This window comes from Streptomyces sp. NPDC104814 (genome assembly GCF_055583185.1).
The window spans coordinates 103,726-121,347 of the sequence record NZ_JBVJOL010000013.1 but is presented as its reverse complement, the minus strand read 5'-3'; the positions used below and the strand labels follow the sequence as shown (position 1 = coordinate 121,347).

The 17,622-nt window shown below is 73.2% G+C and carries 17 protein-coding genes; 8 read left to right on the top strand and 9 right to left on the bottom strand.

Going from position 1 to position 17,622, the window contains the following annotated elements; genetic code table 11:
- The first annotated feature begins 16 nt into the window (after positions 1–16).
- Positions 17–1,390: an NAD(P)/FAD-dependent oxidoreductase gene (locus ACZ64A_RS32935; protein ID WP_469815595.1), complete on the top strand. Its 1,374-nt coding sequence runs from the start codon at positions 17–19 to the stop codon at positions 1,388–1,390.
- A gap of 79 nt (positions 1,391–1,469) precedes the next feature.
- Positions 1,470–3,728: an FUSC family protein gene (locus ACZ64A_RS32930; protein WP_469815594.1), complete on the top strand. Its 2,259-nt coding sequence runs from the start codon at positions 1,470–1,472 to the stop codon at positions 3,726–3,728.
- Positions 3,729–3,852: 124 nt separating this feature from the next.
- Here ACZ64A_RS32930 and ACZ64A_RS32925 read toward each other — a convergent pair whose 3' ends face one another.
- The 4 genes from ACZ64A_RS32925 to ACZ64A_RS32910 all read right to left on the bottom strand — a co-directional run bounded on the left by ACZ64A_RS32925 (position 3,853) and on the right by ACZ64A_RS32910 (position 6,811).
- Entirely contained in the window at positions 3,853–4,284 is a 432-nt protein-coding gene (locus ACZ64A_RS32925; RefSeq protein ID WP_469815593.1) for a hypothetical protein, read from the bottom strand.
- 28 nt (positions 4,285–4,312) lie between these two features.
- Positions 4,313–5,146: a DUF1206 domain-containing protein gene (locus tag ACZ64A_RS32920; protein ID WP_469815592.1), complete on the bottom strand. Its 834-nt coding sequence runs from the start codon at positions 5,144–5,146 to the stop codon at positions 4,313–4,315.
- Positions 5,147–5,319: 173 nt separating this feature from the next.
- Positions 5,320–6,171: a SigB/SigF/SigG family RNA polymerase sigma factor gene (locus ACZ64A_RS32915; RefSeq protein ID WP_469815591.1), complete on the bottom strand. Its 852-nt coding sequence runs from the start codon at positions 6,169–6,171 to the stop codon at positions 5,320–5,322.
- A gap of 205 nt (positions 6,172–6,376) precedes the next feature.
- Entirely contained in the window at positions 6,377–6,811 is a 435-nt protein-coding gene (locus ACZ64A_RS32910) for an ATP-binding protein (protein WP_469815590.1), read from the bottom strand.
- Positions 6,812–7,121: 310 nt separating this feature from the next.
- Here ACZ64A_RS32910 and ACZ64A_RS32905 point away from each other — a divergent pair, with 310 nt between their 5' ends.
- From ACZ64A_RS32905 to ACZ64A_RS32895, 3 genes are all read left to right on the top strand, one after another.
- Entirely contained in the window at positions 7,122–7,349 is a 228-nt protein-coding gene (locus ACZ64A_RS32905; protein WP_469815589.1) for a hypothetical protein, read from the top strand.
- 50 nt (positions 7,350–7,399) lie between these two features.
- Positions 7,400–8,866, top strand: a complete 1,467-nt coding sequence (locus ACZ64A_RS32900; RefSeq protein ID WP_469815588.1) for an aminotransferase class I/II-fold pyridoxal phosphate-dependent enzyme — start codon at positions 7,400–7,402, stop codon at positions 8,864–8,866.
- Positions 8,867–9,163: 297 nt separating this feature from the next.
- Positions 9,164–9,613 (top strand): cyclic nucleotide-binding domain-containing protein, encoded by a 450-nt coding sequence (locus ACZ64A_RS32895; protein ID WP_469815587.1) that lies wholly within the window; start codon positions 9,164–9,166, stop codon positions 9,611–9,613.
- Between the two features lie 152 nt (positions 9,614–9,765).
- Here the strand turns inward: ACZ64A_RS32895 and ACZ64A_RS32890 are convergent, their stop codons facing one another.
- Together ACZ64A_RS32890 and ACZ64A_RS32885 are read right to left on the bottom strand one after the other, a co-directional pair.
- Positions 9,766–11,070: an MFS transporter gene (locus ACZ64A_RS32890; protein ID WP_469815586.1), complete on the bottom strand. Its 1,305-nt coding sequence runs from the start codon at positions 11,068–11,070 to the stop codon at positions 9,766–9,768.
- A 90-nt stretch (positions 11,071–11,160) separates the two neighbouring features.
- Positions 11,161–11,772, bottom strand: coding sequence for a LysE/ArgO family amino acid transporter (locus tag ACZ64A_RS32885; RefSeq protein WP_469815585.1), 612 nt, complete (start codon positions 11,770–11,772; stop codon positions 11,161–11,163).
- 77 nt (positions 11,773–11,849) lie between these two features.
- Between ACZ64A_RS32885 and ACZ64A_RS32880 the strand changes: the two genes are divergently transcribed.
- A complete protein-coding gene (locus tag ACZ64A_RS32880; RefSeq protein ID WP_469815584.1) occupies positions 11,850–12,752 on the top strand; it encodes a LysR family transcriptional regulator ArgP in 903 nt (300 codons plus the stop codon).
- A 142-nt stretch (positions 12,753–12,894) separates the two neighbouring features.
- A complete protein-coding gene (locus ACZ64A_RS32875) occupies positions 12,895–13,143 on the top strand; it encodes a WhiB family transcriptional regulator (RefSeq protein ID WP_469815583.1) in 249 nt (82 codons plus the stop codon).
- 63 nt (positions 13,144–13,206) lie between these two features.
- On the opposite strand, the gene ACZ64A_RS32870 is transcribed toward ACZ64A_RS32875, so the two are convergent.
- Together ACZ64A_RS32870 and ACZ64A_RS32865 are read right to left on the bottom strand one after the other, a co-directional pair.
- On the bottom strand, positions 13,207–13,671 hold the full coding sequence (locus ACZ64A_RS32870) for a DUF6098 family protein (RefSeq protein ID WP_469815582.1): 465 nt from the start codon (positions 13,669–13,671) through the stop codon (positions 13,207–13,209).
- A 269-nt stretch (positions 13,672–13,940) separates the two neighbouring features.
- Complete coding sequence (locus ACZ64A_RS32865) at positions 13,941–15,275, bottom strand: M1 family metallopeptidase (RefSeq protein ID WP_469815659.1); 1,335 nt, start codon at positions 15,273–15,275, stop codon at positions 13,941–13,943.
- Between the two features lie 282 nt (positions 15,276–15,557).
- Here ACZ64A_RS32865 and ACZ64A_RS32860 point away from each other — a divergent pair, with 282 nt between their 5' ends.
- Positions 15,558–15,914 (top strand): DUF488 domain-containing protein, encoded by a 357-nt coding sequence (locus tag ACZ64A_RS32860; protein WP_469815581.1) that lies wholly within the window; start codon positions 15,558–15,560, stop codon positions 15,912–15,914.
- A 26-nt stretch (positions 15,915–15,940) separates the two neighbouring features.
- Here the strand turns inward: ACZ64A_RS32860 and ACZ64A_RS32855 are convergent, their stop codons facing one another.
- Positions 15,941–17,614, bottom strand: a complete 1,674-nt coding sequence (locus tag ACZ64A_RS32855; RefSeq protein ID WP_469815580.1) for an FAD-binding dehydrogenase — start codon at positions 17,612–17,614, stop codon at positions 15,941–15,943.
- Positions 17,615–17,622 lie beyond the last annotated feature (8 nt).

Sequence of the window (17,622 nt, the reverse complement as noted above, 5' to 3'; positions counted from 1 at the left end):
CGGAGCCGCAGAAGGGATGACCAACGTGACACGACCCAGGATCCTGGTGGTGGGCGCGGGCTTCGCGGGAGTGGAGTGCGTACGGCGCCTGGAGCGCATGCTCTCCCCCGGCGAGGCCGATCTCACCCTGGTGACACCGTTCTCCTACCAGCTCTATCTGCCGCTGCTTCCCCAGGTCGCCTCCGGTGTGCTGACGCCGCAGTCGATCGCGCTGTCGCTGCGCCGCAGCCGCAAGTACCGCACCCGGATCATCCCGGGCGGTGCGATCGGCGTGGACCTGCAGTCCAAGGTGTGCGTCATCCGCACGATCACCGACGAGATCGTCAACGAGCGCTACGACTACATCGTGCTGGCCCCGGGCAGCGTGACGCGCACGTTCGACATCCCGGGGCTGACGGAGCACGCGTTCGGGATGAAGACCCTCGCCGAGGCCGCGTACATCCGCGACCACGTCATCTCCCAGCTCGACCTCGCGGACGCCAGCACCGACCCGGCCGAGCGGGCCGCGCGGCTGCAGTTCGTGGTGGTCGGCGGCGGCTACGCCGGTACCGAGACCGCGGCCTGCCTGCAACTGCTGACCTGCAACGCGGTCAAGCGCTATCCGCGCCTGGACCCGAAACTGATCCGCTGGCACCTCATCGACATCGCTCCGAAGCTGATGCCCGAGCTCGGCGACAAGCTCGGCCGCAGCGCGCAGGAGGTGCTGCGCAAGCGGGGCATCGAGATCTCCCTCGGCGTCTCCATCGAGAAGGCCGGCCCGACGGAGGTCACGTTCACCGACGGCCGGGTGGTGCCCACGCACACCCTGATCTGGACGGCCGGTGTGGTAGCGAGCCCGCTCATCGCCACGCTCGGCGCGGAGACCGTGCGCGGGCGCCTGGCGGTGAACACGGAGATGAACCTCCCCGGTCACGACGGGGTGTTCGCGCTCGGCGACTCCGCGGCCGTGCCCGACCTGGCCAAGGGCGCCGACGCGGTCTGCCCGCCGACCGCTCAGCACGCGATGCGGCAGGGCAAGGTGGTCGCCGACAACGTCATCGCCACGCTGCGCGGGCAGGCGATGCGGCCGTACGAGCACAAGGACCTCGGGCTGGTCGTCGACCTCGGCGGCAAGGACGCGGTGTCCAAGCCCCTCGGCATCGAGCTGCGGGGCCTGCCCGCGCAGGCCGTGGCCCGCGGCTACCACTGGTCGGCGCTGCGCACCGGAGTCGCCAAGACGCGGGTGCTGACCAACTGGACGCTGAACGCGCTCGCCGGCGACGACTTCGTCCGCACCGGCTTCCAGGCGCGCCGCCCGGCCAAGCTGAAGGACTTCGAGTACACCGACACGTATCTGACGGCGGAGCAGGTGCGCAAGCGGGTGGAGGAGGCGAAGACGCCCGGGCAGTGAGGCGGTGCCCGGTGTTCGCGCACGTCATGGCATGCTGAAGGCCGTAAGCCACGACCTTTGAGCGGAGTGACACGGCGGCGTGAGGGCAGCTGGGCAATCGGGCCGGACACGACTGAGGGACGCTGTGGCGGCGTCCGACCCGGGGCTGCTGCGGCTGGTCGCCGGCCTGAGGACGGCGGGTGCGATCGCCCTGACGCTCGCCGTGCTCGGGGTGCTGGGCGCCCCGGTGAAGCATCTGGTCGCCGGGGCGATCGCCGCGATGGTGGCGACGTTCGCCATCCGGGAGAAGCAGCGCACGCAGCAGGCGGTGACGCTGGCGCTGGGGCTGCCCATGGCGCTGGTGTCGCTGTCGCTGGGTTCGTGGCTCACCACGCTCAGAGTCGCCGGTGACGTCTTCTTCGTCGTCCTCATCTTCTGCGCCGTCTACGCCCGGCGGTTCGGTGACCGGGGCACCGCGCTCGGTCTGATCGCCTTCCAGGTGTACTTCCTGTCGCTGTTCGTGGGCGCCACCTCCGAGACCCTGCCGGAACTGTGCGGGGTCGTCACCGTCGCGTTCGCGGCGAGCGCGGTGCTACGGTTCGCGGTGGTGCCGACCGGTCCCACCTGGATCCTGGAACGGCTCCGGCAGGCGTTCCGGGCCCGCTTGGCGCAGCTGCTCGCCGCGCAGGTGGAGTTGCTGGACGCCGGGCCCGACGACATCGACAAGGCGCTGCAGGAGGTACGCGAGGGCACCGCGCGGCTGCACGAGACGGCGCTGATGATCCAGGGGCGCCTGGAGGAGGGCACCTCCGACGAGGCGGTGGCCCGGCTGGTGCAGCGGCGCATCGCGGACGCCGAGATCGCCGCCGAGCGGCTCGGGCTGCTGCTGCTCACCGCGCGCAGCGCCGAACGCGCCGACACCCTGACCCTGCACCTTCCGGGCGCGACGCTGCCGACCGGCGGTCATCTGCCGGTGCGTGACGAGGCGACCGGCGCGCTGCGCCGTGATCTGCAGGCGCTGCGGATGCTGGTGCTCCAGCCCGCCGCGGCGGCTCGCGGCACCGGGCTCGCGCAGGTGCGCAACCGGCTGCTCGGCTACCGCGACGAGGAGAACCTGCCGCCCGCCGCGAGCGGCGTCCAGGACGTCTTCCGCGGCATCGGTGAGACGGCGCGCGCCGTGATGGGTTTGCGGGTCGCGCTGGACGGGCCGCAGGACGAGTCCGACGACTCCCCCGCGACGACGCGTTCCCGTGAGGAGCTGGACGCCGAGGACGCCGCGATCGGCGGTGCGGAGGAGAGCGAACGCGACGAGGAGGAGCAGCTCGCCGGGCTGCAGCGGCCCACCACGCGGGCGGCGGTGCAGGTGGCGGTCGGCTCGTTGCTGGCCATCGTGGGCGGGGAGTTCCTGTCGGCCCAGCGCTGGTACTGGGCGGTGCTCACCTGCTGGATCGTCTTCATCAACACCTCCTCCACCGGGGAGATCCTGGTGAAGGGCTACCGCCGGCTGCTGGGCACCGTGCTCGGCGTGGTGGCCGGCATCGCGCTGGCGGGGCTGGTCGGGCACCACACCTGGACGGCGTTCGCGCTGGTGCTGCTGTTCGTGTTCGCGATGTTCTACACCGCGCCGCTGTCGTACACGCTGATGTCGTTCTTCGTGACGGCGGCGCTGGGGCTGCTGTACACGCTGCTGCACACCTACAGCGCCTCGGTGCTGGTGCTGCGGGTGGAGGAGACGGCGCTGGGCGCGGCCTGCGGGGTGATCGCGGCGGCGGTGGTGCTCCCGGTGCACACCGGGCGGCGCACGGACGACCTGCTCGGGACGGTCCTGGAGCGGCTGGCCGATGTCACCGAGCGGGCCGTGGACCAGCTCAGCGGTGGGCCCCAGGTGGAGCTGCTCGACCTGGCGCGCGACCTGGACCAGGCGCTGGCGGACCTGAGCGCGGCGACGCAGCCGCTGACGCATCCGGTGACCCCGCTGCGCTCGCGGCGCGACACCGCGCGCTATGTGGTGGCGCTGCTGGAGACCTGTGCGTATCACGCGCGCTCGCTCGCGGCGATGGCGGAGCTGCTGCCGACGCATCCCGCGATCGCGGCCGATCCGCGGCTGCGCGGGGCCGGGCAGCGCATCCTGGACAACATCCGCACGATCGCCGCGCATGTCTCCGGCGATGCGGCGGCCGGACGGGTGGCGACGGGACCGAGCCTCGCCGCGCTGCTCCAGCCCGGCGACCCCGGGACGCCCCGCTACGGCCGCATCACCGACCGCGTGCTACGGCATCTGCAGCGGCTGGACGAGGCCGTGGTGGGTCTGGCCCGCCCGCTCGGGGCACCCCGGGCCGAGCCGGAGCCGGCGAAGTAGGCAGGAGGCGGCGCGGCGGCACGGCCGTGCGGCGCGCCGTGACCCCGCTGGGGCCCGGTGCGTCCGGGGGGCCGGGTGCGTCCGGGGGGCCCAGTGCGTCCGGCCGGCCCGGTCGGCCCGGTGGTCAGAAGTCGCTCGGGAGGCCGCTGGCCTCGGCGATACCGCGCAGCTCCTCGTCGGTGCGGCGGCGGTCGTGGAGGTAGCCGGCGATGCGGCCGAGGCTCTCGGGGTCGGCGGCGGTGGCCGCGTCGGTGACCACACGGACCGGCCCGGAGCCCTCCACGTCGATCTCGACGACCTGGTTGTCCAGGCGGCCGGTCACGGCGGTGGCGATGACGAGGGCCGCCTCGTCGCGGATCACCTGCGGCAGGCCCTCCGCGCGGTCGCAGTCGACCACCAGCTCCATACCTCCGAAGCGCTGCTCGTCGATGGCCCGCAGCACCGGTTCCACGACGCTGAGCAGCAGCTGGAAGTCGTCGCTGTCCATGCGGAACCGCAGCAGGTCGAGGTAGACGTCCACGGGGCGTTCGTCCGGCGGGAGGTCTGAGTCGTCCATGTCCCCCGTGTTCCCCGGGCCGCGCCGCTCAGACGCGCCGCCAGCGTGCCAGAGCGAAGGAGAACACGCCGAACAGGACGAGTCCGGCCGCGACGAGTGCCAGCAGCCAGGGCCCGAGCGGGGTGCCGGCGAACGAGCGCAGCGTGTCGTCGAGTCCCTTGGCGCGTGAGGGCTCGTAGGCGACGGCCGCGCGGACGGCGAACGCGCCGGCGGCGGTGAAGACGAGGCCGCGCGCGATCCCGCCCGCGACGCCGGTGATGTCGGTGAGCCGCACGGCCCAGCGCGACATCCGCGCCAGCCGCAGCTCCTCGCGGTACTTGCGCCGGGCGGCCGCGACGGCGATCCAGACGCCGGTCACGACGATCCCGGCTCCGACGACTCCGACGAGCCACTGCCCGGCGGGCAGAGCCAGCACCCGGGCGGTGACGTCACGGGACTGCCGGTCGCTGGAGCCGCCGCCGCCCGATCCGGCGGCGAAGGACAGCACGGAGAAGGCGGCGCAGCAGTAGAACACGCAGCGCGCCACCGCCAGCAGCCGCTTCTTCGCGGTGCGGCCGTCCTTGCCGGCCGAGCCGAAGACGGCCTCGGACAGCCGCCACAGCGCCATCCCGGCCACGCCGACGCCGAGCGCCCACAGCAGCACCGCGCCGAGCGGCTGCTGCGACAGTTCGGCGAGGGCGCCCCCGCGGTCGGCCTGGTGGCTGCCGTCGCCGGAGGAGATCTGCAGCGCCAGTGCGCCGACCAGCAGGTAGATGACGCCGCGCGCGGCCAGTCCGGCGCGGGCAGCACCCTCGGTGAGCCTCCCCCGGGCCATTCGCTCGGCCTCGGCACGGGCGCCTCGCCCCATGGCATATGTGTTCATCCTCGCCTCCCCGACTGCGGATGCCCCGGCCCGCGCCGAACACACCGCGCCGTCCCGCTCCGCTTCCGGTGGGCGGCACGCACAACGCCGTACGCCTCCCGGGTCCCGCGTGTCGTGTCGCGGGGCCCGGAAGGCGTACGGCGTGTCGGGGGTGGGGTGGTGTCCCGGCGGTCTCAGCGGGGGGCGGGGCCCGGGCGGCCGGGGCGGCGGCCCATGGCCTCCTCGCGGACCCGGGCGCAGCTGCGGCTGATCAGCCGGGAGACGTGCATCTGGGAGATGCCGAGGCAGTCGGCGATACGACTCTGGGTCATGTCCTCGAAGAAGCGCATGTAGAGGATGGCGCGTTCGCGTTCCGGCAGATGGCGCAGGCCCTCCTTGGCGGACTCGCGGTCGATGACGATGTCGTAGGAGCCGTCCGGTGCGCCGAGGGTGTCCGCGAGGCTGTAGCCGTCGTCGTCGGCCGACACCTCGGCGTCCAGGGACAGCGTGCTGAAGCTGTCCAGGGCCTCTAGTCCGGCGTTGACCTCGTCCTCGGTCAGTCCGGTGTGTGCGGCGATGTCGGCGACGGAGGGCTCGGGGGATCCCGGGCTCTGGGTGAGGTCGCGGCGGGCGATCCGCACCTTGTTGCGCAGTTCCTGCACCCGGCGGGGCACGCGCAGCGCCCACATCCGGTCGCGGAAGTGGCGCTTGACCTCGCCGGTGATGGTCGGCACGGCGTAGCTCTCGAAGGCGCCGCGGCTCGGGTCGTAGCGGTCGATGGCCTTCACCAGGCCCAGCGCGGCCACCTGGCGCAGGTCCTCCAGCGACTCGCCGCGGTCGCGGAAGCGGCCGGCGATGCGGTGGGCCATGGGCAGCCAGGCCGTGACGAGCTCGTCGCGCAGGGCCTCGCGCTCGGGGCCGTCCTCCAGCGCGGCGAGACGGGCGAACGCCTCCACGGTGTCGGGGGCGTCGTCGTGGGACCGCCCCGAGGACGTGGTGGGTCGGACGTCCGTGCCGGGTCGGCTTGTCGACATGTCGCTCAGCATGATGCGGATTCGCTCCTGACAGGTGATCTCAGGGACTTACCGCGGGAGGGGTGGTGGTGCCGTCCGGTTCGCCGTCAGGCTCCTGGGCAGCCATACCGCTCCCGCTGACGCGCCTCCGGTCCGAAGCACGAAATGGCGTGTGCCCCTCCTCTTCGGCGGCAAACACGGCCGGCGAGGTGAGCAGCGGGAAGTCATCGGTGGAACCTCACCGGAAGACGGGCACCTCGGCGGTGATCCGCTTCCCGCCCGCGGGCAGGTCGGTGACGTGCACGTCGCGGGACAGCCGGCACACGATCGGCCAGCCGCGGCCGCCGACCCTGCGCCGCCCCTCGCTGTCGAGCGGTCCCGTCGTCACCGGCAGCCGCCGGCTGCGGTCGCACACCGACACCCGCACTCCCGTGGACACGAGGTCCACGGCGTAGTCGGTGATCCCGCCCCCGTGCAGTATGGCGTTGGAGGTCAGCTCCGAGGCGACGAGCAGTGCGTCCGAGAGCGACTCCTCGTCGCAGGGCGCTCCGGTGTCCCGGCAGCGCCGGTCGACGGCGCGGCGCACGGCCGCGCGGACGTCGGCCGGGCAGCAGGGGCCGCACTGCTCGCAGCCTTCCGTCTCCGCGCGGTCGATGGCGTACTCCGCGGTCATTCTCTCGCTCCCTCACAGTGGTCCCTGGTGCGTACGGGGAAGTGATCGGCGCGTTCGCCGCATCGGGCGGGTCAGGGGCCCGGTGCCTCGGCGCCGCGTGCGGCCGGGCGGCCGGCCGGTTCGGCGCCGCGTCGCGCCGGCCGGGTTCGGCCGATCGGTCCGGCGGGGGTCCTGGCACCGCCCGGGGATCCCCGGTGTCCGCGGGGTGCGTGGACCCTTGTATTCCGGCTGACCTCTTCGGGCCGCGGCAAACCTGGCGTTTCGGGCATGCTCCGGTCATTGACGGGTGCGGCCGGGGTAGTCGGACGGCATGACCGATGTCGTGGACTCAGACGAGCTGTTGCGACGGATCCAGCGTGCCCGGGCCTGCGCCGCCGAGGAGGCGCGCGGCTGGCGGGCCCGCGGCGAGGATACGGAAGGGCGCGGGGACGGCGGGAGCGGGGCCTCGGAGGCCGCCGTCCGCGCCGTGGCGTACGAGGTGGTGCTCCGGGTGCTGGACGAGATTGTCAGCCCCGGTGCGCACACGGAACCGGGCTGATCACCCGCGGGGGCCGGGTTGCCCGCGGGTGACGCGGGAACCCGGTGCCCATGAAAGTTGATCACACCAGAGCGCCGGTCCTGGACGCCCTGGTCGACTACCGTCGCCGGGGCCGTCTGTCGTTCACCCCGCCCGGCCACAAGCAGGCCCGCGGCGCGGACCCGGCCGTACGGGAGGTGCTGGGGGACGCGGTGTTCCTCGGTGACGTCCTGGCGGCCGGCGGGCTCGACGACCGGCTGACCCGGGGGCAGGTGCTGGAACGGGCCGAGAAGCTGATGGCCGACGCCGTGCACGCCGAGCACACGTTCTTCACCACCTGCGGCAGCTCCCTGTCCGTGAAGGCCGCCATGCTGTCGGTGGCGGGGCCGCACGAGAAGCTGCTCATCGGGCGGGACGCGCACAAGTCGGTGGTGTCGGGCCTGGTCCTGTCCGGGGTCGAGCCGGTGTGGGTGGAGCCGTGCTGGGACGCCGAGCGGCATCTGGCGCACCCGCCGGCGCCCGAGGACTTCGCCCGGGCCTTCGCGGCGCATCCGGACGCCGAGGGCGCGCTGGTGACCTCGCCGACTCCGTACGGCGCGTGCGCGGACCTGCGCGGGATCGCGCAGGTGTGCCACGACCGGGGCGTGCCGCTGATCGTGGACGAGGCCTGGGGCGCGCATCTGCCCTTCCATCCGGATCTGCCGTCCTGGGCGATGGACGCGGGCGCCGACATCTGCGTGACGAGCATCCACAAGATGGGCAGCGGTCTTGAGCAGGGGTCGGTCTTCCATGTGCAGGGCGATCGTGTGCCGCCGCAGCTGCTGAAGAACCGCTCGGACCTGCTGGGCACCACGAGTCCGTCGGTGCTGATCTACGCGGGTCTGGACGGCTGGCGGCGGCAGATGGCGCTGCGCGGCCGGGAGCTCATGGGCGGTGCGCTGGAGCTGGCCGCCGAGGTGCGCGCGGCCATCGAGGAGATCGACGGGCTGCACGTCAACGACCGGGACGACTTCTGCGGCGCCGGTCTGGCCGTGGACTTCGACCCGCTGCCGACGATCATCGACACCGCGGGGCTCGGTGTCACCGGGTACCGGGCGGCGGACTGGCTGCGCGAGCACCGTGAGGTGGAGATGCATCTGGTCGATCACCGGCGGATCGGCGCGCAGATCACCCACGGGGACGACCGGCACACGACCGGGGAGCTGCTGTCCGCGCTCAAGGAACTGGCACGGGTGGCGCCGGAGCTGCGCGGCGCGCCCGGGGTGGACGTGCCGTCGCCGGGCGAGCTGCGTCTCGAGCAGGTGGCGCTGCCGCGGGACGCGTTCTTCGGGCCCGCCGAGGACGTGCCGGTGGTCGAGGCGGCGGGGCGCGTCGCGGCCGAGATGATCACGCCGTATCCGCCCGGCATCCCGGCGGTGCTGCCCGGTGAGCGGCTGACCGAGCCGGTGCTGCGCTATCTGTGCTCGGGCCTGGCGGCGGGGATGTATCTGCCCGATCCCGGTGACCCGCAGCTGGAGACCGTCCGGGTGGTGAAGTGAAACGGGTCACGTGACCGGGTTCTGGTTGGGCAACCGCGCTCGAGATGGTTTACGGTTCATCCATACGTGGTGACGGGGTCGACCTTCGCAGTCCTCCGTACGCCACCCTTTACGGCCCTGGCTGGTTTCCCCCGTCCAGCCAGGGCTTCTTCATGCCCGCGCACCGGGCCTCCGCCCCCGCCTGCGTCGATCGTGCTGTGGAATTACGCCGTCCGCCGAGGTGCCTGACGGCCCGGCAGCGGCTGAAATGGGCGTAGGGAAAGCACCGGAACCATCGCCGGCGAGGAGCCCCGCCTCATGACCAAAGCGACGAAACTGCTGACCGCTCTGCCCCCGCCCCAGCGTCGGCACCTCATGGAACTCGCCCATGAGGTGTCCTTCCCCGAAGACACCCACATCTTCGAGGCGGGCGGGCGCGCCGACCGCTTCTGGGTCATCCGCTCCGGCTCGGTCTCGCTGACCCAGCAGGTGACGTCGATCCAGCGGGTCACCGTCGCCTCCCTGGGCGCGGGCGACCTGCTCGGCTGGTCCTGGCTGTTCCCGCCGTACCAGTGGGACTTCGGCGCGGAGGCCTTCAGCCAGGTGCGCGCCTACGAGTTCCACGCGCAGCCGGTGCTGCGGCTGTGCGAGGAGGAACCCGCCCTCGGGCTGTCGCTCATGCGCATCGTCGCCGAGATCCTGGCCAACCGGCTGGAGACGACCCGCAACAAACTGATGGAGCAGTACGCGATGCGACGCTCACGCTAGGAGCCGGACGGTGGCCGGCTTTCGGCGGGGCGCAGGATGTGCCGTGCGCCGGGCCGGCCACGTGCCCGTGCTGCGCCGCGTCCCGCAACGTGAGCGACACCGTCCGCCGTTCCGCCGCAGCCGGGGCCGTGTCGTGTCGGCACGGCCCGGGGTCAGATGCGGTAACGCCGCAGGGCCGGCATCGCCGTGGCCAGCAGGAGCATGGTCGTGACGACGAGCAGGCCGCCGCCCGCCACCGCCGTGCGGGGGCCGAAGGCCGAGCCCGCGGTGCCGTGCAGGACGTCGGCCAGGCGGGGCCCGCCCGCGACCACGACCGTGAAGACGCCCTGCATCCGGCCGCGCATCTCGTCCGTGGCCGCGGAGAGCAGGATCGCCCCGCGGAAGACCATGGAGATCATGTCGGCGAGCCCCGCCACCGCCAGGAACAGCACCGCGAGCCACAGGTTGCCGCTCAGCCCGAACCCGGTGATGGCCGCACCCCAGGCGATCACCGCGCCGATCACCATCCAGCCGTGCCGGCGTGCGCGGGAGAACGTGCCGGAGAACAGCCCGCCGAGCACCGCGCCCACCGGGATCGCGGCGAACAGCAGGCCGAGGGCGAGCCCCTCGCCGTAGGAGGCGTAGGTCTGGGCGGCGAGCTGCGGGAACAGGGCGCGGGGCATGCCGAGGACCATCGCGACGATGTCGGCGAGGAAGGACAGCAGCAGCACCTTGTGGCCGGAGATGTAGCGGAAGCCCTCCGCTATCTGCCGCACGCCCGCGCGGCGGGCCGCGGCCGGGCCGAGGGGCGGCAGCGCCGGCAGCCGGAACACCGCCCACAGCGTGACGCACAGCGCGAGGGCGTCGAGCAGGTACAGCTCGGGCAGGCCGATGACGGGGATCAGCGCGCCCGCGAGCAGCGGCCCTGCGACCAGGCCGGTCTGCATGACGGTGGAGCCGAGCGCGTTGGCGGCGGGCAGTTCCTCGGCCGGGACCAGCCGGGCGATGGAGGCGTTGCGGGCGGGCGAGTTGAGGCCGAAGAACGCCTGCTGGGCCGCGAGCAGCACCATGAGCAGGCCCACGGAGTCCAGTCCGGCGGCGGCCTGCAGCCAGAACAGCACCGAGGTGACGGCGATGCCGGTGTTGGTGATCAGCAGCAGCCGTCGCCGGTCCATGGTGTCGGCGACCGCCCCGCCCCACAGCGCGAACACCACCATCGGCACCAGACCCGCGAGGCTCGCGTAGCCGACCCACGCCGAGGAGCCGGTGATGTCGTAGATCTGCTTGGGCACGGCGACGGCGGTGAGCTGGCTGCCGACGGCGGTGACGATGGTCGAGGACCACAGCCGACGGTAGGCCGGGCGGCGCAGCGGGCGGGTGTCCATGGCCCATCGGCGCCAGCCCGTGCGCACCCCCGGCTCGAGGGCCGACGCGCGCGGCTCTTCCTTCTCTTCGGTGGTGCTGTCGCTGGTGTCCACGGGTTCCCTGGATGGTCGCTACATCTTGTGTTGCCAGGGTTCACTATCGCAGCACCCACCGGCGGCGGCGCCGGGCGTCCGCAGGCCTGCTCAGCTGCCGGCGATCAGGGACACTCCCAGCGTCAGCATCGTCGCGGCGACCAGGGCGTCCAGGACGCGCCAGGCCGCGGGGCGGGCGAGGTACCGGCTGAGGAGGCGGGCGCCGAAGCCGAGGGCGGTGAACCAGCACAGGCTGGCGAGCGCGGCGCCGAGGCCGAACGTCCAGCGCAGCGGGCCACGGTCGGCGGCGATGGAACCGAGCAGGAAGACGGTGTCGAGGTAGACGTGCGGGTTGAGCCAGGTCATCGCCAGACAGGTGAGCACCGCGCGCCGGCGTGAGCCCGCCGCCTCCCCCTCCGCCCGCAGCGCCCCCGGCTTCAGCACGCGCCGGGCGGCGAGGACGCCGTAGCACAGCAGGAAGGCGCCGCCGATCCAGCCGACCGCCTTCACCGCACCCGGCCAGGCCACCACCACTGCGCCCACACCGCCCACCCCGAGGGCGATGAGCAGGGCGTCCGACAGGGCGCAGATGCCGACGACGGCGAGGACCGCGTCCCGGCGGATCCCCTGGCGCAGGACGAAGGCGTTCTGGGCGCCGATGGCGACGATGAGCGACAGGCCGGTGCCGAAACCGGCGGCAGCGGCGGTGAGCGAGCTGGGCATGTCCTCGACGCTACGGAAGCGATCACTCCGCGTACAGCTAAGGATTCTTACGTATCATTAGCTCCTGTGATGGTGCGATGACCGCGGAGCTTCCTCTCGACCAGGTGCGCACACTGCTCGCCGTGGTCGACGAGGGCACGTTCGACGCGGCGGCGGCCGCCCTGCACGTGACGCCCTCGGCGGTCAGCCAGCGGGTCAAAGCGCTCGAACAGCGCACCGGGCGTGTCCTGCTGCTGCGCACCAAGCCGGTGCGACCCACCGAGTCCGGAGCGGTGCTCGTGCGGCTCGCCCGGCAGGTGGCCCGGCTGGAGCGGGACGCCCACGCCGAGCTGGGACTCAGCGACGCCGGGGAGCCGGTGCGGGTACCGGTGGCGGTGAACGCGGACTCGCTCGCCACCTGGTTCCTGGGGGCGCTCACCCGGGTGCCCGGAGAACTGCGGCTCTGCTTCGAGCTGCGCCGCGAGGACGAGGACCACACGGCGGCCCTGCTGCGCGAGGGCCTGGTGATGGCGGCGGTGACGTCCTCCCCCGACGCCGTGCCCGGCTGCTCGGTGCTCTTCCTCGGCCGGATGCGCTATCTCCCGGTGGCGGCCCCCGAGTTCGCCGCACGCCATCTGTCGCACGGTCCCCTGCCCGACGTCCTCGGAGAGGCGCCGGTGATCGTCTTCGACCGGCGCGACGACTTCCAGGACGGATTCGTACGGCAGTTGCGCGGCGGGCGTGGCGCTGCGAGCGCGCTGCGGCACCACGTGCCCACGTCGGAGGGGTTCGCCGAGTCGGTCGCCGCCGGGCTCGGCTGGGGCATGGTGCCCGAGGCGCAGGCCGAGCCGCTGCTGCGCGCCGGTCGTCTGGTGGAGCTGGCGCCGCGGCGGGCGGTGGACGTCCCGCTGTACTGGCAGCAGTGGCGGCTGGACTCCCCCGCCCTGGCCGCGGTCGCGGACGCGGTGGCGGAGGCCGCCGCCGACGCGCTCCGCGGCTGACCGGCGGTACCCCGCCCGGGTAGCCGTCCCAACGGGCAAGGAACAATGGGGTGTTTCACCCGAGCATCGACAGGTGACCCGAAGGCGAGTGAATCAACCGCAAGCCCACGCGACCCATCGATGCAACCGAAGGTGACTTCTGATGCACAACTGGCGAGAGCACGCCGCATGCCGCCACGAGGACCCCGACCTCTTCTTCCCGATCGGCACGACCGGGCCCTCGCTGGTCCAGACCGAGCAGGCGAAGGCGGTGTGCCGGGGCTGCCCGGTCCAGGAGCCGTGCCTGCGGTTCGCGCTGGACAGCGACCAGATGACCGGGGTGTGGGGCGGCACCAGCGAGACGGAACGCCGCCGGCTGCGGCGCCGGGCGGGCAGCCGCAGGTCCGGATAGGGCCCGCAACGAGCGGCGGCCGTCCGACGACGATCAGGTTCTCCGGCCGCGGCCGCGGGCACCTCAGCGGGGGCCCCGGCCGCGGCCGGTGCGGTCCATCGGGCCCCAGTCGTGGCGTTGCCTGTCGACCTCGCCGCGGGCCTCGTCGATCACGGCGGGGTCGATCCAGCACCTCGGGTGGACCTCGACGACCAGCGGCTCGTTGTCCGGGCCCCGTCCCGTCTCCCGCCCCTGCAGCACCCAGGGCCGGATGCCGGGCCCCTTCTCGTGCGGCAGGTGCGCGTAGTCGTACAGCCGGCGCGCCACCCAGAGCCTGAGCGGGCGGCCCTCCCACCACGCCTCGACGTCGAGCGGGTTGGCGGACAGGCCCGGCATGGGGACGCCTGTGAGCTCGTCGGTGCTGGAGGCCTTGCCGAGGTCGGTCTCCGGCCCCTTGGACCAGCGCACGTACAGCTGCCGGCTGCCGTCCACCAGGTCGGTGAGTTCGGCGAGCGAGCGCACGACCGGCAGGTCGTCCCCTTCGTGCATGGCAGGACCTCCCTGTGTCTCGTTCAGGCCGACGGAGTACCCGTGGGACGGACCGGAAATCAGGGAGGCCCCGCGCCGCTAGGGGGTGTCTCGCCGATCACGCCGGGCTCGCGGCGTCTGGCACCGCACCTCGCCGCGTTGTCGTCACTCTCCCCCAAGCTCTACGAGCAGGGGGGACCCCCAATGCTCCGCATCGACTCCCTCCTCCGCCTTGCGATGCACGGCACCAGACGCCGCTCCCTGATCCGGCCTGATCGACGAGACACCCCCTAGAACCGGGCCGGCTTGCCGGGGGCGTACAGCCAGGTGCGGAGCAGGGCGTCCGCGTTTGTGCCGGTCAGACGCTGGGTGAGGGCGAGGAAGCCGGCGGTGGTGCCGTGGCCGTACCGGTGCTCGTCCGCCCAGGTGCGCAGGATGCGCAGGAAGGCACGGTCGCCGACGGCCCGGCGCAGAACCTGCAGGGCCATGGCGCCGCGGGCGTAGACGGGGGTGCCGAAGATCCGGGCGCCGCTGCCGGGGTCGGCGGGCGGGTACGCCCACAGCGCGTCGCTCGCCGGGCGGGCGTAGAGCTCCTCGAACGCCCGCTGGGCGCTCGGGCCGCCGTGCTGCTCGTCGTAGAGCCAGGACGCGTAGGTCGCGAAGCCCTCGTTGAGCCAGATGTCCTTCCAGCCGGTGAGCGAGACGGAGTCGCCGAACCACTGGTGGGCCGTCTCGTGCACGAGGGTGTCGACGTCGGGCGCGGAGTCGTACACGGGCCGGGTCTGTGTCTCCAGCGCGTAGCCGACGTCCGGCGCGTGATCGACGATCGAGCCCGCCGCCCGGAAGGGGTACGGCCCGAAGACGCCGCGCTCCCAGGCGAGGACCGCGGGCAGCTGCGCGAGCACGGGCCCGGCGGCGCCGGCCTCCCGCGGGTCGACGGCGTCGTAGACGCGGATGCCGTCGCGGGTGGTGTACTGCCGGACCTTGAACGCGCCGACGGTCGCGGTGGCCAGGTAGGCGGCCATGGGCTCGGCCTGGTGCCAGCGGAAGGTGGTGGTGCCGCGGGCGGTGCGGGTGCCGAGCAGAACACCGTTGGCGACGGCGGTGCGCCCCTCAGGGACGGTGAGGGTGAAGTCGTACGACGCCTTGTCCAGAGGGTGGTTGTTCGCCGGGAACCACGTCATGGCGCCCTGCGGTTCCCCGGCGACGAACGCCCCGTCGTCCGTGGGGATCCAGCCGTCGGGGGACCCGTCGGGGTCGGTGACCGGCTTCGGTACGCCGTTGTAGGTGACGGTGACGCGGAACCGCTGCCCGGCGCGCAGGGCGTGGCGTGGTGTGACGACGAGTTCCTGGCCGTCGCGCCGGTAGGCGGCCCGGGTGTGGTCCACGGTGACGCCGGTGACCTTCAGGCCGCTCAGGTCGAGATCGAAGCGCGTGAGGGGCTGACCGGCGCGTGCGCTGAGGACCGCGCGGCCGTCGAGGTGGCGGCTGCGGATGTCGTAACGCAGCGTCAGGTCGTAGTGGCTCACGTGGTAGCCACCGTTTCCGGCGAGCGGGAAGTAGGGGTCGCCGACGCCCGCGCTTCCCGTCGTGCCGGCCGCCGCGGGCGTGGCGGTGGCCAGCAGGGCGGCGAGGGCGACGGGGACGGTGGCGAGGAAGGCGGTGCGGCGCGCGGATGCGGCGCGTCCGGCGCGCTGCTGCCGGGATCGGCCGAGGAAGGCGGGGCGTCTGGCGGGCTGCCGGGATCGGCTCACATGCGCTCCTTGTGGGGTGCCGGGTGATCAACCGGCCCTCAGCGTAGGAGCCGCGGGCCGCCCGGTCGCCCCTCGTTCAGGCCACGTCGTACGGCGTCGTCCGGGCGGCCCGCATACGCTCGCAGCGACCGCCCCCCGCAGAAAGGCCCGCCGATGAGCGTCCGCGTGCGTCGCGTGTACGACCCCCCGGAGCCGGACGACGGCGTCCGTGTCCTGGTCGACCGGCTGTGGCCGCGTGGCCTGGCCAAGGACGCCGCGCGCATCGACGAGTGGCCCAAGGGGCTGACCCCGTCGACGGAACTGCGCCGCTGGTACCACGCCGGCGAGGGCTCCTACGAGGAGTTCCGGCAGCGTTACGAGGCGGAGCTCGCGGAGCCGGAGGCGGCCGAACTCCTCGGCCACCTCCGGGCGTCGGCCCGCCGGGGCCGGGTCACGCTGCTGACCGCCTCGAAGGCGCCCGGCGAGTCCCACGCGGCGGTGTTGCTCGGCCTGCTGAAGGGAAAGCGGTAGGGCCCGGCCCCGTCATCCGCGTGCCGTCACGCGGTCTGCGCGGCCGCCGCCCGCCCCGCCGCGCGCCCCGAGAACAGGCAGCCGCCGAGGAACGTGCCCTCCAGCGCGTTGTAGCCGTGCACGCCTCCGCCGCCGAAGCCGGCCACCTCACCGGCCGCGTACAGTCCGTCGATCGGCGTGCCGTCCAGGCCGAGGGCGCGCGAGTCGAGGTCGGTCTGAATGCCGCCGAGGGTCTTGCGGGTCAGGATGTGCAGCTTGACGCCGATGAGCGGGCCGGCCGCCGGGTCCAGCAGACGGTGCGGGGTGGCGACACGGCCGAGGCGGTCGCCGATGTAGCGGCGGGCGTTGCGGATGCCCTGCACCTGGGCGTCCTTGCTGTAGGGGTTGGCGATCTGCAGGTCGCGGGCCTCGATCTGGCGGCGGATCGCGGCGGCGTCGAGCAGCGGCTTGTCGGTGGAGGCGTTCATCTTCTCCACCAGCGCCTCCAGCGTGTCGGCGACGACGAAGTCCGCGCCGTGCCGCAGGAAGTCGGCGACCGGGCCGGGCGCGCCCTTGCCGAGCAGGCGGTCGCGCAGCACGGCCCCCTTGTCCTTGGCGGTGATGTCGGGGTTCTGCTCGGAGCCCGACAGCGCGAACTCCTTCTCGACGATCTTCCGGGTGAGGATGAACCAGGAATGGTCGTATCCGGCGATGTCCTCGGTGGTGCGCAGGTGCCTGAGGGTGCCGAGGGTGTCGTAGCCGGGCAGGCAGGGGTCGGGCAGACGGCGGCCGAGGGCGTCGAACCACAGCGAGGACGGGCCGGGCAGGATGCGGATGCCGTGGCCGGGCCAGATCGGGCTCCAGTTCCGCAGGCCCTCGGTGTAGTGCCACATGCGGTCGCGGTTGACCAGCCGCACGCCGGCCTCGGCGCTGATGTCGAGCATGCGGCCGTCGACGTAGGCGGGCACGCCGGTGACCATCTCGGCGGGCGGGGTGCCGAGCCGTTCGGGCCAGTAGCGGCGGACGATGTCGTGGTTGGCGCCGATGCCGCCGGTGGTGACGATCACGGCCTGGGCGGTGAGCTCGAAGTCGCCCGTCTCGTCGCGGTTGGAGGCGACACCGCGGGGTGAGTCGTCGGCGGCGAGCAGCTTGCCGCGCACGCCGCGGGCCGCGCCGCCCTGGAGGACGAGTTCGTCGACGCGGTGGCGGTGGTGGAAGGTGAGCAGCCCGTCCCGCGCGGCCTGCTTCGCGTGGTCGGCGAACGGCTCGACGACGCCGGTGCCGGTGCCCCAGGCGATGTGGAAGCGGGGCACGGAGTTGCCGTGGCCGTCGGCGCGCAGGTCGCCGCGCTCGGCCCAGCCGACGGTCGGCAGCAGGTCGATGCCGTGCCCGGTGAGCCAGGACCGCTTCTCCCCCGCCGCCCACTCGACGTAGGCGCGGGCCCAGCGCACCGCCCAGGAGTCCTCGTCGGCGAGCCGGTCGAAGGCCGCGCTGCCCTGCCAGTCGTTCCAGGCGAGGTCGAAGGAGTCCTTGACGCCGAGGCGCCGCTGCTGCGGGGTGTCGACGAGGAAGAGTCCGCCGAGGGACCAGAACGCCTGTCCGCCGAGGTTGGCCGCGTTCTCCTGGTCGACGAGGGCGACGCGCCTGCCCCTGCTGGTCAGTTCGCGCGCCGCGACCAGGCCGGCGAGTCCGGCTCCGACGACGATGACGTCCGCGTCCATCCGCGTTC